Origin of the sequence: Streptococcus sp. SS-4456, assembly GCF_036680365.1 — a bacterium.
GTDB lineage: Bacteria > Bacillota > Bacilli > Lactobacillales > Streptococcaceae > Streptococcus.
The window spans coordinates 62,400-77,391 of sequence record NZ_JAVIHI010000007.1 but is presented as its reverse complement, the minus strand read 5'-3'; the positions used below and the strand labels follow the sequence as shown (position 1 = coordinate 77,391).

General features: G+C 43.4%; 13 protein-coding genes and 1 pseudogene. 11 read left to right on the top strand and 3 right to left on the bottom strand.

The genetic code is table 11. From position 1 onward, the window contains the following. Positions 1 to 211: 211 nt before the first annotated feature. The 5 genes from pcrA to RFK25_RS03540 all read left to right on the top strand — a co-directional run bounded on the left by pcrA (position 212) and on the right by RFK25_RS03540 (position 5,014). A complete protein-coding gene (gene pcrA / locus RFK25_RS03560) occupies positions 212 to 2,491 on the top strand; it encodes a DNA helicase PcrA (RefSeq protein ID WP_332411544.1) in 2,280 nt (759 codons plus the stop codon). Between the two features lie 49 nt (positions 2,492 to 2,540). Beyond that, a complete protein-coding gene (locus tag RFK25_RS03555; protein ID WP_332411543.1) occupies positions 2,541 to 2,819 on the top strand; it encodes a zinc ribbon domain-containing protein in 279 nt (92 codons plus the stop codon). 43 nt (positions 2,820 to 2,862) lie between these two features. Continuing rightward, a complete protein-coding gene (locus RFK25_RS03550) occupies positions 2,863 to 3,549 on the top strand; it encodes a YjjG family noncanonical pyrimidine nucleotidase (RefSeq protein WP_332411541.1) in 687 nt (228 codons plus the stop codon). A gap of 127 nt (positions 3,550 to 3,676) precedes the next feature. Further along, positions 3,677 to 4,465: an LD-carboxypeptidase LdcB/DacB gene (gene ldcB, locus RFK25_RS03545; RefSeq protein WP_332411540.1), complete on the top strand. Its 789-nt coding sequence runs from the start codon at positions 3,677 to 3,679 to the stop codon at positions 4,463 to 4,465. Between the two features lie 102 nt (positions 4,466 to 4,567). After that, the gene (locus RFK25_RS03540; protein ID WP_332411537.1) at positions 4,568 to 5,014 is read left to right on the top strand and encodes a VOC family protein; all 447 of its coding nucleotides are present in this window, start codon (positions 4,568 to 4,570) and stop codon (positions 5,012 to 5,014) included. 44 nt (positions 5,015 to 5,058) lie between these two features. Here RFK25_RS03540 and RFK25_RS03535 read toward each other — a convergent pair whose 3' ends face one another. Both RFK25_RS03535 and RFK25_RS03530 read right to left on the bottom strand, forming a co-directional pair. Further along, complete coding sequence (locus tag RFK25_RS03535) at positions 5,059 to 6,663, bottom strand: permease (RefSeq protein WP_332411534.1); 1,605 nt, start codon at positions 6,661 to 6,663, stop codon at positions 5,059 to 5,061. Beyond that, positions 6,660 to 7,403 carry an ABC transporter ATP-binding protein gene (locus RFK25_RS03530; protein ID WP_332411533.1) on the bottom strand — a complete coding sequence of 248 codons (744 nt, stop codon included), beginning with the start codon at positions 7,401 to 7,403 and terminating at the stop codon, positions 6,660 to 6,662. The genes RFK25_RS03535 and RFK25_RS03530 overlap by 4 nt, the downstream gene beginning before the upstream one ends. A 133-nt stretch (positions 7,404 to 7,536) precedes the next feature. On the opposite strand from RFK25_RS03530, the pseudogene RFK25_RS03525 reads away from it, so the two are divergent. From RFK25_RS03525 to uvrB, 3 genes and pseudogenes are all read left to right on the top strand, one after another. After that, positions 7,537 to 7,686: pseudogene (locus RFK25_RS03525) on the top strand (DEAD/DEAH box helicase family protein); the annotation flags it as partial. 23 nt (positions 7,687 to 7,709) lie between these two features. Continuing rightward, positions 7,710 to 8,369, top strand: coding sequence for a hypothetical protein (locus tag RFK25_RS03520; RefSeq protein ID WP_332411530.1), 660 nt, complete (start codon positions 7,710 to 7,712; stop codon positions 8,367 to 8,369). Beyond that, complete coding sequence (gene uvrB / locus RFK25_RS03515; RefSeq protein WP_024385746.1) at positions 8,366 to 10,351, top strand: excinuclease ABC subunit UvrB; 1,986 nt, start codon at positions 8,366 to 8,368, stop codon at positions 10,349 to 10,351. The genes RFK25_RS03520 and uvrB overlap by 4 nt, the downstream gene beginning before the upstream one ends. 211 nt (positions 10,352 to 10,562) lie before the next feature. On the opposite strand, the gene RFK25_RS03510 is transcribed toward uvrB, so the two are convergent. After that, a complete protein-coding gene (locus RFK25_RS03510; RefSeq protein WP_332411528.1) occupies positions 10,563 to 11,672 on the bottom strand; it encodes an NAD(P)/FAD-dependent oxidoreductase in 1,110 nt (369 codons plus the stop codon). A gap of 85 nt (positions 11,673 to 11,757) precedes the next feature. On the opposite strand from RFK25_RS03510, the gene RFK25_RS03505 reads away from it, so the two are divergent. From RFK25_RS03505 to glmS, 3 genes are all read left to right on the top strand, one after another. Beyond that, positions 11,758 to 12,378 (top strand): GDSL-type esterase/lipase family protein, encoded by a 621-nt coding sequence (locus RFK25_RS03505; protein WP_332411527.1) that lies wholly within the window; start codon positions 11,758 to 11,760, stop codon positions 12,376 to 12,378. 38 nt (positions 12,379 to 12,416) lie between these two features. Beyond that, positions 12,417 to 12,959, top strand: coding sequence for a signal peptidase I (lepB, locus tag RFK25_RS03500; protein ID WP_332411526.1), 543 nt, complete (start codon positions 12,417 to 12,419; stop codon positions 12,957 to 12,959). 184 nt (positions 12,960 to 13,143) lie between these two features. Then, positions 13,144 to 14,955 carry a glutamine--fructose-6-phosphate transaminase (isomerizing) gene (gene glmS / locus RFK25_RS03495; protein ID WP_332411525.1) on the top strand — a complete coding sequence of 604 codons (1,812 nt, stop codon included), beginning with the start codon at positions 13,144 to 13,146 and terminating at the stop codon, positions 14,953 to 14,955. Positions 14,956 to 14,992: the final 37 nt, after the last annotated feature.

The window sequence follows — 14,992 nt, the reverse complement described above, 5'->3', positions numbered from 1 at the left end:
TCATTATAGGTCATATGGGACTTTTTTTCTACACTCAAAAAGGCTCCATAATCTCCACGGTGGATTTACCCACTACAGAAATTATAGAGCCTACATAAGGCTCAGAGATTATCTCTGGGCTTTTTTGCTCGCCATCTATCACATTGAACTGCCTATCGAGAGATTTTTTGGTATAATGGAGAGAATGATTTTTTAGAGAAAGTATGAGAAAATGAACCTATTATTAAACGGAATGAATGACAGACAGGCGGAAGCGGTGCAGACAACTGAAGGCCCGCTTTTGATTATGGCAGGGGCTGGTTCGGGAAAAACCCGTGTTCTTACCCATCGTATCGCTTACTTGATTGATGAAAAGATGGTAAACCCGTGGAACATCTTGGCCATTACATTTACAAACAAGGCGGCACGGGAGATGAAGGAGCGGGCCTATGCCCTCAATCCTGCTACGCAAGATTGTTTGATAGCTACCTTCCACTCCATGTGTGTCCGGATTTTGCGTCGTGATGCTGACCATATTGGTTATAATCGCAATTTTACGATAGTAGACCCAGGTGAACAGCGTACACTCATGAAACGGATTTTGAAAAATCTGAATTTAGATCCGAAAAAGTGGAGTGAACGTTCTATTTTAGGAACCATTTCCAATGCCAAAAACGACTTGATTGATGACAAGGCTTATGAAGCACAGGCAGGCGATCTATACACGCAGATTGTCGCAAAATGCTACACGGCTTACCAAAAGGAACTGCGGCAGTCAGAGGCTGTTGACTTTGATGACTTGATCATGTTAACGCTCCGCCTTTTTGATCAAAATCCAGATGTCCTAACCTATTACCAGCAGAAATTCCAATACATCCATGTCGATGAGTATCAGGATACCAACCATGCCCAGTACCAATTGGTCAAGCTCCTGGCATCACGTTTCAAGAATATCTGTGTGGTCGGTGATGCGGACCAGTCTATCTACGGCTGGCGTGGAGCGGATATGCAAAATATCCTAGACTTTGAAAAGGACTATCCAGAAAGCAAGGTCGTTCTTTTGGAGGAAAACTATCGTTCGACCAAGAACGTCTTGCAGGCGGCTAATGAGGTCATCGAAAACAACCGCAACCGTCGTCCTAAGAAACTCTGGACCCAGAATGCCCAAGGTGATTTGATTACCTACTATCGTGCCAGGGATGAGAATGATGAAGCGATTTATGTTGCGGGTCAAATCGACCAATTGCACCGAGAAGGCAAGGCTTATAAGGATTTTGCAGTTCTCTATCGGACCAATGCCCAGTCCCGTACCATTGAGGAAGCCTTGCTTAAGTCCAACATTCCCTACACCATGGTGGGTGGCACTAAGTTCTACAGTCGTAAGGAAATTCGAGATGTGATTTCTTATTTGAATATCATCGCCAACCCATCGGATAATATTTCCTACGAACGCATTGTCAACGAGCCTAAGCGTGGTGTGGGACCTGGCACAGTCGATAAGATCCGCGATTTTGCCAACACACATGGTATGTCCTTATTGGAGGCTTCGCAGGATATTATGTTGTCACCAGTTAAGGGCAAGGCAGCGCAGGCAGTATTCGACCTTGCCAACCTTCTCTATAAGCTCCGCAATCAACTGGATGACTTGACCGTGACCCAAGTAGTCGAGGCTGTCTTGCGGCAAACAGGCTATGTCGATGCCCTTGCAGCTCAGAACACGTTGGAAGCCAATGCCCGCATTGAAAACATCCAAGAATTCCTATCTGTGACCAAAAACTTCGATGAGAAGAATACTGAGGAAGAAGAAACAGGTCTGGATCGCTTGACTCGTTTCCTACTTGATTTGGCTCTCATTGCAGATACAGATGACGGCAATACTGAGTCATCAGAAGTGACCCTCATGACTCTCCATGCAGCCAAAGGTCTGGAATTTCCTGTTGTCTTCCTAATTGGTATGGAGGAAAATGTCTTCCCACTCAGCCGTGCAGCAGAAGAAGAGGATGAGTTGGAAGAAGAACGCCGTTTGGCTTATGTTGGTATTACACGTGCAGAGCAGACCCTCTATCTGACCAATGCCAACTCCCGCCTGCTCTTTGGTCGCAGTAACTACAATCAGCCAAGCCGCTTTATTCGAGAAATCTCCAGCGACCTATTGGACTATCAAGGTCTTGCTCGTCCTGCAAATACTAGCTTTAAGGCCTCTTATGTCAATGGCAGAGCGACACAGTTTGGACAAGGTATGAGCTTACAACAAGCCATGCAAAGCCGAAAAGCAACCGTCCAACCATCTGCCAAGCTCGGAGGCAGTATGCCTTTCGCATCAAGTAATAAATCGTCAGGCTCAGGCACCAACTGGTCAGTTGGTGATATCGCTGTCCATAAGAAATGGGGACGCGGAACTGTTCTTGAAGTATCAGGTACAGGCAGCAACCAAGAACTCAAAATCAATTTCCCAGAGATGGGACTTAAGAAGGTCCTAGCAAGTCTGGCACCGATTAGTAAGGAAGAGTAGAAATAACAGACTTCTTTATGATAGAATGGACTATCTTCGAAAATGAGGTATGAAAATAATGGAAAAATTTTGTCAATCTTGTGCCATGCCCTTAAATTTGCATGGTCAAGATGTTCGTGGATCAGAGAAAGACGGCAGCCACTCTAATTCGTTTTGCTCGTACTGCTATGCCAATGGTGAATTTTTAGAGCCAGATATTACCTTTGAACAAATGCTTGAAAAGGGTAAACAAGCTATTTCAAACGGTCAAGGCAATGCATTTATAAAATTTCTCATGAAAGCAAGCTATCCAATGATGTTGAAGAAAACCCAACGTTGGAGAGCTTAAGCACGGAAAAGGCAGAAACACTAATAAAAGAGAGGATATAAAGTTGTCATATAAATATTTATTATTCGATCTTGATCACACACTTTTGGATTTTAACCAAGGAGAAGAAGTGGCTCTCACTCAATTTTTGGAGTTCATGGATGTGGAGGATATAGAGGCCTTTAAAGCCATCTATCGTCCGCTCAACCAAGGTATGTGGAAGGAACTTGAAAAAGGTTTAATTACCAAGAAAGAATTGATCAACACGCGCTTTTCCAAAACCTTTGCACATTTTGGGAGGGAAGTGGATGGTCATGAAATGGCCATCCGCTATCAAGAATTTATTGGTCAGCAAGGTCAGATATTTGAAGGTGCAGACCTATTACTTAAAGAACTGGTTGACCGTGGTTACCAGCTCTATGCGGCGACCAACGGCGTGACCTATATTCAGGAAAATCGTCTCCTCAACTCCCCTATTCAGACCTATTTCAAGCAGGTTTTTATCTCAGAACAGATGGGGACACAGAAGCCTGCGGCTGATTTTTATGAAAAAATAGCAGAGCAAATTGGCTGTTCAGATATGGCCAAATTTCTCATGATTGGTGACAGCTTGACGGCTGATATCCAAGGCGCAAATAATGCGGGCATGGATTCGGTCTGGTATAATCCAACAAAATCTGCCTTGACTGGTTCAGCCCAGCCGACTTATATCATTTCCAATTACCAGGAATTATTTGGGATTTTGAAATAATAGCTGGCCCTTCTATATGGAGTTACTAATTGGAAAGTTAGGGATTGGAGCTGGTTCTGTCCAAACTTTTAATTCATTTTATGTTAGAATAAAGGTATACGACGAATAGACGAAAGGATGGAGAGAAATGTATAAGAAACTAGGCTTATTACTTCCGATGGTACTTTTATTAGTAGCTTGTGGTCAGAAGTCAACGGATGCCAGTCCATCAAGTAGCAGTAGTTCAGCATCAAGCCAGTCTACCACTAGTAGTTCGCCGGTGCAGGCTAGCTCTAGTCAAGAAACTCAGGAAAGTTCTACCAGTTCAACAGAAACCAGTTCGACGACTGGTGAGGAAGCTACAAGCAGTCAGACTGAGCTAGCAACAACCGCTACTTATAACGGCTCCTACTATAGCGTTCAAGGAAAATATGGGGAAGTCATTATCGCTAATAAGAAGCACCCTCTTGCCGCGACTTACGCTCCTGGAGAGGATCCACAAGCCTTGGCAGCTTTCCAGCAGTTGATTGCAGATATGCAGGCGCAAGGTTTTGCCATTTCCAACAACTATAGTGGTTTCCGCTCTTATGAAACCCAGGCTGGTTTGTACCAATCCTATGTCAATCAAGATGGTCAAGCGGCAGCAGATACCTATTCTGCACGTGCAGGTTACAGTGAACATCAAACTGGTCTCGCTTTTGATTTGCTCGATAGTTCGGGGAATTTATTAGAAGAACCAGCCGCTTCCCAGTGGTTGGCTTCAAATGCTCATCATTATGGCTTTATTGTTCGCTATCTACCTGGTAAAGAATATAGCACAGGTTACATGGCGGAAACCTGGCATGTCCGTTATATTGGACAGGAAGCGACAGATATCTATAATTCTGGGTTAACACTAGAAGAATACTTCGGTGTACCTGGTGGCGGGTATGAATAAAGTATAAGTTGAGTTGATGACAACTCAACTTTTTTAAACAAAAAATTTGTCCGTATGACTAACTCGTGATATAATGGAGTATCAAAAATTTGGAGGTATCCCATGCTTAAAGCAATGGAAGTTTACTTGGTAACTAACGGTAACGGTCAAGAAGCTATTGAATTCTACAAAAATGCACTTGGTGCAGAGGTAGAGCAAGTCAATCTGTATAAAGATTTTGTGCCAAACTGCCCACCAGAATTGGAAAACTTTGTCATGAATGCCCAATTCCGTTTAAACGGACAACGGTTCATGCTCTCTGACAAAAATCCAGAAATGCCTTATTCAGTTGGTGACAACATTACAGTTGCCTTGATTACGGATGATTCTGAAACTGCACAGGATTTGTTTGCTAAATTATCTGAAGGTGCCATGAAGATTACTATGGACTTGCAGGCTGTGCCATGGTCACCTGCTTACGGTTTTTTGCAAGACAAATTCGGTATCCACTGGCAAGTCAATGCTGAAGTAGCAGGCTTCGGTCAAGAATACTACGTTGAACAAGACTAATAGCATTCAAAAACCAGATTTCACTTTCGAAATCTGGTTTATTTTTATAGTTTTTTCCAGTAGGCCTTATAAATAAAGAGCTGAAGGCAGGCTGAAAAGACGATGAGCAAGCCTGTTAGTCCAAAACTGACTGGAAGTCCGCCAATCATAGAGGCGATTATTGAACTAATCATGATTAAAATAGTTCCAAGGAACATGGTTAACAGGATGGCCCCGGCAATCAGCCATTGACCCGCTCCGCGACCGAAAAGCTGGTTGGAATTCTGCCAGTTGAGCATGAGTAGGCGTTGGTCCCGCCAGTAGTATATTTGTCCAGTAAGTAGGGCAGAAACAAGTATACCTAGACCAAAGAAGAGGGCTAAGATTATGTTTACTTTCATGACAAATAGGCCTAACATGAGATAAAGGAAAGTCGGAACCAGGAATTGAACCGCAGCAATCACCCAAAACTTCTGAATCGTAAACTGTTTGAAGTTAATGGGCAAAGTTCGGATAAAGTGGTAATTTTCCTTTTCCAAGGACATGGCTGTTCCGATAAAGGTCGTTGACCCTGCAAACAGACTGCCTAGCAAGAAGCCAGCCAATAAAGCAATTCCAAAAAATTCCCAGGAAAGAACACCCAGTCCGTCACCTTCAGTAAATTTAGAAACAGAAGGGAGCAGGGCAACTCCTAGCACCAAGGACTGTAAGAAGGTCTGTACCATCAGGTTGCTGTCGTTGAGGGTAGATAAATGGTGTTTGATAAGGGCCTGATTTAAATTCTGAGGTAATTTCCTTGGTTTGCCGACCTTACGTTTTGATGAAGCAGTATCAATTGCCAAAACCTGTTGGAAATAATTCGGAATAACAGTTTTAATGGCAAAGTGGACCAATCCCAACATGAACAAAATAGGAAGGATGAGATTGACAACTGTAGCCATCGAAAATGGTTGGCTGATGATGTAGTGGAAACCTACAAAAAGTGGTACTTCTGGAAATTGTACAAATCCATCTGTCTGGAATGACGCGGTTTGCTGGGATTGGAGAAACAACATCGTTCCCATTGAAACCAGAGATGAGACTGTCAGAAGAATGGTAGAAATGGTTTTCTTATGTGGACTCTTGGTCAAGATTTCTCCGATAAAGTGCATAAAAATCATATTGAGAAGATTGACTAGGAACCATAGGAGAATAAAACTTGGCAAGGCAAAAAGTGCAAAGGCTGGTCCACCTATCTGCCAATAGGTGATGATAAGAAGAGAAAGACAGGGGATGAGGAAGGTTAAGACCATACCTTGAGCCGATAAGAATTTGGCGATAAAAACCTCTCTTGCTTTTAAGGGAAGAGGTAGATAGAGTTTGGTGTCCTTGCTGTCGTAGAAGACAGAAAAGAAGCCTGTGAAACTATAAACGGTTGCCAGTATAGCGAATAGGGCTAGTTGTAGGGAGAAGAAACCTGTGGACCGTTTGTAATCAATCCCCATAAAGAAGATGGAGTAGAGTATAGGCATCGTCAGAATGAGGAAGCCTTGCTGGATAAGGATGCTCCGATAGGCTGAAAAACGACCGTCTTTATTCTTATTTTGTTTTTTCTTGACGGAAGCTAGCAGTTGCGGATTGGAGTAGAGGATATTGATTTTGACCAATTCCCAAATTAGAGATTTGTTCATCCGACCTCACCTGCCTCTCTTTGTTGGCGACCTGCTAATTCTAGGTAGATGGTTTCCAAGTCCTTGTCAGGATATTGGGATTTTAATTCTTCCAGACTACCTACGAAGATAAGTCGTCCCTTTCTCAGAATGCCAATACGGTCACAGAGTTGTTCTGCAACAGACAAAACGTGGGTCGAAAAGAGAACGGTGTTACCACCTTTGGCATGGTCCTTCATCATCTGCTTGAGGTCAAATGAGGCCTGGGGATCCAGTCCAGTCAAGGGTTCGTCCAAAATCCAAATATCTGGGCTAGGAATAAGGGCGCCGATGATAATGGTTTTCTGTCGCATACCGTGGGAGAAACTGTCAATGGGTTCGTGCTGACGGGCGCTCATATCAAAGAGAGTGGCTAGTTTGTTAATAGCTTGGTTAACTGTGTCTTTGTCAACTCCGTAAACTTTGCCCATAAAGTGCCAATATTCAAAAGCAGTCAAGTGAAGGAAAATATCAGGCGAGTCTGGTACATAGGCAATCCGTTTTTTGACCTCATCTCGATTTTCTTCCAGATTAAGTTCGTCGACAGAGATGGTTCCATGACTGGCTTGAATAATAGAAGTGAGCAGGCTGATGGTTGTTGTCTTACCAGCACCGTTATGCCCAATCAAGCCGAAAATTTCCCCACTTTCGATGGTCAAATCCAAATCATCAAGGGCCAAATTATCGCCATAGGCTTTGCTAACGTGGTTAAATTGAATCATAAGAACCTCCTAGATAAATATAATAAATTACAATTATTATACTACTATCTTAGTACAAATGCAATAGTGTTTTAGAAAAATGTTAAGAAACTCACAAATCCTATCCACAAGAAAAATTTGCTATAATAGACCTATGATCAATCGAAATACTGAAAACCAATTTAAACTTGTGTCAAAATATTCACCGTCTGGTGACCAGCCCCAAGCCATCGAAACCTTGGTTGATAACATCGAGGGGGGCGAAAAAGCCCAGATTCTCATGGGGGCGACTGGTACGGGTAAAATAGAATAGTGAAAGGAATGGGTATGATTGTTCGTTATAGCAGATGGAAATCTTTGTTGGCCTTGGGTCTGAGTTTGTTTTTTGGCTTGCCATTGTCTTATCTAACGGTTGATTTATTTATCAGTTTATGGGGAGAAGATGTAGCGATAGTGATCCTCGGTGGGATTTTATTTTTACTGATCTTTGGCATTCCAACCTTGGCTTCACATCTGGTTATTATCGTTTCTATACAGCGCCTCTTTTTTGGATTAAAAGCATTTGAACTGACAGAGAAGCACTTTGTTCTCTATCGGGGAATATTTCGAAGAAAAGCTGTGTCCATTCCTATAAACGAAATTGAGTTTATCTGCCTAGAAGAACAGACACTAGGAGCAGGCTTGAGCCGTCTTTTTGGAAATGTTTCTGAAAAAACCGTAGAATCTGTAGGGAAGACAATCGCATTTGCGACTGGGGCTAAAACGAGTGCAAGGGCCAGTTTGTCGGACACCTACACGTACTTATTGATATTATTTCATGACAGTGAGCGAGCTGTCTTTTATGCTAAACAATATGGAATTAAGATAAAGAATTTATTGAAATACACGGCGGAAACTTCGATTCTTGATATTGAACCCGGCCCAATTGAGCATTTTTCCGAAGAGAAGTTGCAAGATTTACTAGAAGAAAGAAAATTGAACAAATGATCAACCGAAATACTGAAAACCAATTTAAACTTGTATCAAAATATGCACCGTCTGGTGACCAGCCTCAAGCCATTGAAACTTTGGTGGATAATATCGAGGGGGGCGAAAAAGCTCAGATTCTCATGGGGGCAACAGGTACTGGTAAGACCTACACCATGAGTCAGGTCATTGCCCGTGTCAATAAGCCCACTCTGGTTATCGCCCACAACAAGACCCTAGCTGGTCAGCTCTACAGTGAGTTCAAGGAGTTCTTCCCAGAAAATGCGGTCGAATACTTTGTGTCTTACTACGATTACTACCAGCCAGAAGCTTATGTACCGTCTAGCGATACCTATATTGAGAAGGACAGTTCGGTCAATGATGAGATTGACAAACTCCGTCACTCAGCGACCTCAGCTCTTCTCGAACGTAACGATGTAATCGTCGTTGCCTCCGTTTCCTGTATCTATGGTTTGGGTTCGCCCAAGGAATATTCAGATAGCGTGGTCAGCCTGCGACCAGGGCAGGAGATTTCCCGCGATCAGTTGCTCAATTCTCTGGTAGATATCCAGTTTGAGCGCAATGACATCGACTTCCAACGGGGGCGCTTCCGTGTGCGTGGAGACGTGGTGGAGATTTTCCCAGCTTCTCGTGATGAACACGCCTTCCGTGTGGAGTTTTTCGGGGATGAAATCGACCGCATTCGTGAGATTGAAAGCCTGACAGGTAAGGTTTTGGGGGATGTGGACCACTTGGCGATTTTCCCTGCCACCCACTTCGTGACCAACGATGACCACATGGAAACGGCTATTGCCAAGATTCAGGCGGAACTGGAAGAGCAGCTCAAGGTCTTTGAGGCAGAAGGAAAACTCTTAGAAGCTCAGCGATTGAAACAACGGACCGACTACGACATCGAGATGCTTCGAGAAATGGGCTATACCAACGGAGTTGAGAACTATTCACGACACATGGATGGGCGAAGCGAGGGCGAGCCTCCCTACACCCTGCTGGACTTTTTCCCTGAAGATTATCTCATCATGATTGACGAGAGCCACATGACCATGGGGCAGATTAAGGGGATGTACAATGGCGACCGCTCACGCAAGGAGATGCTGGTCAACTATGGTTTCCGCCTCCCGAGTGCACTGGACAACCGTCCGCTGCGCAGGGAAGAATTTGAGAGCCATGTCCACCAGATTGTCTATGTATCTGCGACGCCGGGTGATTATGAAATGGAGCAGACCGAAACCGTTGTCGAGCAGATCATTCGGCCGACCGGGCTTCTGGATCCAGAGGTGGAAGTCCGTCCAACTATGGGCCAAATGGATGACCTCTTAGGCGAAATCAATGCCCGAGTTGAGAAGGGTGAGCGGACCTTTATTACTACCTTGACCAAGAAAATGGCAGAGGACTTGACCGACTACCTGAAAGAAATGGGCGTCAAGGTCAAGTATATGCACTCGGACATCAAGACCTTGGAGCGTACGGAAATTATCCGTGATCTTCGTTTGGGTGTCTTTGATGTCTTGATAGGGATTAACCTCTTGCGTGAAGGGATTGACGTGCCAGAAGTCAGTCTGGTGGCTATTCTAGATGCTGACAAGGAAGGTTTCCTCCGTAATGAACGAGGGCTCATCCAGACAATCGGTCGGGCGGCCCGTAACTCTGAAGGTCATGTCATTATGTATGCGGACAAGGTCACTGAGTCCATGCGCAAGGCCATGGACGAAACCGCCCGCCGCCGTCAAATCCAGATGGCTTATAATGAAGAACATGGTATCATTCCACAGACTATTAAAAAGGAAATCCGTGACCTGATTAGCGTGACCAAGGCTGTCACTCAGGACAAGGAAGAAGTAGTGGACTTCAACGCCCTCAACAAAGACGAACGCAAGGCTATGATCAAGAAACTGGAAGGTCAAATGCAGGAAGCAGCAGAAGTGCTTGACTTTGAACTGGCAGCCCAGATTCGTGATATGGTCATTGAGTTGAAGAATATGTAACATCACTTTTTCTTGAAAAAAGATATAAAAAGAGGCTGGGCTCAAGCTCAACCTCGCTTTTTAGGGTTCGTGTCACCATCTCAGCGCAGTGGTTGATTGGCAGATTTGTTCGTGTTTTACACTCCAAATCTGACCTAATCAACTATGCGGGGGCGGGAAGACGAACTCTTTTTTGACCAGTCGAGTTCTTTCCCGCTCCCTTTTAGCTATATTATAGTTTTTTAATGTAGTTAGTAGGTGAATAGGCTGTACGGTCGAAACTGGTTTCCTTCTCTAAAATTTCTTGGGCGATTTGCCATCCGATAAATGGACCGTTTGTCAAACCAGAGGAACCTAGACCGCTAGCAACCCAAACATTCTTCATGTCTTCGATATTGCCATAAAATGGTGCATAGTTTGAAGTGTAAGCACGGGTTCCAATCCGTGTTCTGGCAACGGAATAGTTGGCTAGGTCTGGCATAAACTCGGTTGCCTTAACTTGCATAGCTTGAATTTTTTCCGGGTCAAGTGTCAGGTCATAACCCATATCATCCTCGTGTGTAGCTCCGACGATGATTTTTCCATTTTCAAAAGGCAAGATGTCAATTTGTCCATAGGGCATGCAGACTGGCCAGTTATTAGTGTCGTATTGGGTATCTAATTCCAACAATTGTCCTTTTTGTGGACGAACATCAACCTGATAACCAAGTGGTTCTAGGATATGTGGTAGCCAGGCACCTGTAGCCAGGATGATGTGGTCGGCTGTCAACTCTTGTCCATCTAGTTCGATAGTGTGAGCGTCTAGCAATTTTGCCTGTCCTTGCAGACGCGCTCCGCCATTTTTCAAAACTTCTTCTTGCAAAATGTCAATCAAACGCCCACCATCAATACGGCCGCCTCCTTCTAAATGAATGCCGTAAAAGTCAGGTTTGAGCGGTGGGAGATAATCGCTGATTTCTTCGCCTTGCAAGCTTGTAATTTGACCAATGGTGGGAGTATCTACACGGCGGTCTTCCGCAATCTTTTGGATTTTTTCTAGCAATTCTGGCTTGCTCTTCAGGCCGATAGTTCCAGTTTGCTTGAAAGGGATATCCTTGACTCCAGCAGCCTCTAGATCGGCGACCAATTTGCGATAGAAGACTGCGCCTTCGGAAGTCAGTTTATACCAATCTTTATTTTTCTTTTGGGCCATCCAAGGGCAGATAATCCCGGCAGCTGCACGAGTAGCAGTGCCGACACCATGGTCAATGAGGGTTAGGTTGATAGTTTCATCTTGGGAGAGGTAGAAGGCAGCTGTTGAGCCGACAATCCCTCCGCCTATAATCATCACGTTTTTTCTCATATGTTCATTATATCACAAATTCAGAAGTTTATTTATTTTTTTCAAGATGGTACAATAGAATGATAAGAAAATCAGAGGAGTTCACGTGTCAGATATTATGTATCCAGAGGTCCTAACCGTTGGAAGTGGGGCCATAAAAGTTGCAACAGTTGGCGATAGCCTGACCTACGGTTACGGTCTGGAGAACCGTGAAAAAGATGCTTATCCTTGCATTTTGGCTGAGAAACTGGGGCATCTTTATCAGGTGTCCAATTTTGGCTTAAGCGGTCGTTCGCTTCAGTCGACGTCGGATTATCCCTATTTTAAAGAGAAAAATGCCCAGTTGTCCCTTGAGAGCGAGGCGGACATTGTCATTATCATGATTGGTAGCAATGACAGCCGTGGTCCTTACTGGAATAAGGAGCGATTTATTAGTGAATATAGGGAAATGGCAGAGCGATACTTGAGTTTACCTAGTCAACCAGATCTTTACTTGGTCATTCCACCATTCGTGCCAACCAGTCGCTTCGGGCTCAATAATCAAATTATTGAAGACGAATTGCAAACCATTATTGCAGCAATTGGACAGGAATTGGATGTACCGGTGATCAATCTTTATCCCTTAACCAAGGGACATTTAGAATATTATAGCGATGGCTTGCACTTGACACCTCTTGGAAATCAAGTCATTGCTGAGGAAATATACCATCATCTTATCAATGGATAGCCTGAGTTTATGGTATAATAGTATTGATTGGAGAGATTATGGTAAAGAGAGATTTAGTAAAGCAGATAAGTTTGGTCATTCTGTTGATTTTGGGATTGATTGGTTTGAGAGTATGGTTTTTTGAACCAGTAACCATCACATCCCAGATGGCAAATGACTATATCAAAGAAGGCGACTTTATTGTAACTGTTCGCAAGGCTGACTTAACACATGGGGATTTCGTTCTCTATAGGCATGAAGGTAAGGAATATGTTAGTCGCATTATAGCCATAGAAGACGAAACAGTTACATATATGGATGATGTCTTATATAAAAACGATGTGATTGTTTCGGAGAATTATTTGCATACTCCGTCTTCTCAAGAGAGTTATACAGAAGATTTCAATCTCACAACCTTGACTGGTGGCCAACATATCAGTATTCCCAAAAAGCATTATCTGGTTCTGAACGACGTTCGGACAAATAGACAGGACAGCCGTAGCTTTGGTTTAATTGCTGATAAAGATATTATCGGGAGACTGACCTTCCGTTTAAGTCCCCTCTCAGAATTTGGATTTATTAAGACAGGACTGGTCCAGTAGGGCTGGTCTTTTTTCAATCAATTTTCTGGTTTATTTTCAAAATCTGACTAGACCAATTTTTTTCTTGACAATAGATATGACTTGTTATATACTGATTTCACTGGTCTTTTTCTGGAAAAAGTTGACTAGACCAATTTATGAAAAAATGAAAGCCGATGTTAAGAAACATCGTAGGTGAAATGATATGTGTGGAATCGTTGGTGTTGTAGGAAATACAAACGCAACTGATATTTTGATTCAAGGTCTTGAAAAATTAGAATACCGTGGTTATGATTCAGCAGGTATTTTTGTGACGGGTGGTGAGCAAGCTCATCTTGTGAAAGCTGTTGGTCGCATTGCAGAATTGTCTGCAAAAGTTGGCGATAAGACTGAAGGGACAACAGGGATCGGTCATACTCGTTGGGCGACTCATGGTAAGCCAACTGAGAACAATGCTCACCCTCACACTTCTCAAACTGCTGGACATATCCTAGTTCACAACGGTGTGATTGAAAACTACGCAGAAATCAAGGAAGAGTATCTTGCAGGTCATGACTTGAAAGGGCAGACAGATACAGAAATTGCTGTACACTTGATTGGTCAATTTGCAGAAGAAGGTTTGTCAACTCTAGAAGCCTTCAAAAAAGCATTGAAGATTATTCAAGGTTCATACGCCTTTGCCTTGATTGATGCTAATGATACAGATACTATTTACGTTGCCAAAAACAAGTCTCCACTTTTGATTGGATTGGGTGATGGCTATAACATGGTCTGCTCAGATGCCATGGCTATGATTCGTGAGACAAGTGAATACATGGAAATTCACGATAAGGAATTGGTTATTGTGAAGAAAGATAGCGTAGAAGTTATGGACTATGATGGCAATGCGATTGAGCGTGGCAGCTATACTGCTGAACTTGATTTGTCGGACATCGGTAAAGGAACTTATCCATACTACATGCTCAAGGAAATTGACGAGCAACCAACTGTTATGCGTAAATTGATTAGCGCATACACAAATGAAGAAGGTAAAGTGACAGTTGATGCGGATATTATTAAGGCAGTACAAGAAGCTGACCGTATCTATATCTTGGCTGCTGGAACTTCCTATCACGCAGGATTTGCCGCAAAAGACTTCTTGGAAAAATTGACGGATACACCAGTAGAATTGGGAATTTCATCAGAGTGGGGTTACAACATGCCACTCTTGAGCAAAAAGCCACTCTTTGTCATGATTAGCCAGTCTGGTGAAACAGCAGATAGCCGTCAGGTATTGGTGAAAGCCAATGAAATGGGTATTCCAAGTTTGACTGTGACCAACGTTCCTGGTTCTACCTTATCACGTGAAGCAACTTACACCATGTTGCTCCATGCAGGACCAGAAATTGCGGTAGCTTCTACAAAAGCCTACACTGCACAGATTGCGACTTTGGCAATCTTAGCTAAGGCTGTCGGTGATGCAAATGGCAATGCCTACGCGAAAGAATTTGACTTGGTGCATGAATTGTCCATCGTAGCTCAATCTATCGAGGCCAGCTTGTCAGAAAAAGATGTGATTGCTGAAAAAGTTGAAAAACTCTTATCAACCACTCGCAACGCATTCTATATCGGTCGTGGTAGTGACTACTACGTTTCTATGGAAGCCAGCTTGAAATTGAAAGAAATTTCATACATCCAATGTGAAGGCTTTGCGGCAGGTGAATTGAAACACGGTACCATTTCATTGATTGAAGACGGTGTTCCTGTCTTGGCCTTGATTTCAAACCATCCACACCTTGCAAGCCATACTCGAGGCAATATTCAGGAAGTAGTGGCGCGTGGTGCCAATGTCTTGACAATTGTAGATGAAGCAGTAGCTAAGGAAGAAGATGACATCACTGTTACAACTGTTCATCCATTCTTGTCAGCGATTGCTATGGTGGTTCCGACACAGTTGATCGCTTACTATGCGACATTGCAACGCGGTTTGGATGTTGATAAACCACGTAACTTGGCTAAGTCTGTTACTGTTGAATAAGAAGAAAAGGTTCGGATTTCGGACCTTTTTTTCAAAT

What these genes read in the sequence shown, in the direction of transcription:
- pcrA (WP_332411544.1), top strand. Translation starts at nt 212, where the DNA reads ATGAACCTATTATTAAACGGAATGAATGACAGACAGGCGGAAGCGGTG.
- RFK25_RS03555 (WP_332411543.1), top strand. Translation starts at nt 2,541, where the DNA reads ATGAAAATAATGGAAAAATTTTGTCAATCTTGTGCCATGCCCTTAAAT.
- ldcB (WP_332411540.1), top strand. Translation starts at nt 3,677, where the DNA reads ATGTATAAGAAACTAGGCTTATTACTTCCGATGGTACTTTTATTAGTA.
- RFK25_RS03540 (WP_332411537.1), top strand. Translation starts at nt 4,568, where the DNA reads ATGCTTAAAGCAATGGAAGTTTACTTGGTAACTAACGGTAACGGTCAA.
- RFK25_RS03535 (WP_332411534.1), bottom strand. Translation starts at nt 6,663, where the DNA reads ATGAACAAATCTCTAATTTGGGAATTGGTCAAAATCAATATCCTCTAC.
- RFK25_RS03530 (WP_332411533.1), bottom strand. Translation starts at nt 7,403, where the DNA reads ATGATTCAATTTAACCACGTTAGCAAAGCCTATGGCGATAATTTGGCC.
- RFK25_RS03520 (WP_332411530.1), top strand. Translation starts at nt 7,710, where the DNA reads ATGATTGTTCGTTATAGCAGATGGAAATCTTTGTTGGCCTTGGGTCTG.
- uvrB (WP_024385746.1), top strand. Translation starts at nt 8,366, where the DNA reads ATGATCAACCGAAATACTGAAAACCAATTTAAACTTGTATCAAAATAT.
- RFK25_RS03510 (WP_332411528.1), bottom strand. Translation starts at nt 11,672, where the DNA reads ATGAGAAAAAACGTGATGATTATAGGCGGAGGGATTGTCGGCTCAACA.
- lepB (WP_332411526.1), top strand. Translation starts at nt 12,417, where the DNA reads ATGGTAAAGAGAGATTTAGTAAAGCAGATAAGTTTGGTCATTCTGTTG.
- glmS (WP_332411525.1), top strand. Translation starts at nt 13,144, where the DNA reads ATGTGTGGAATCGTTGGTGTTGTAGGAAATACAAACGCAACTGATATT.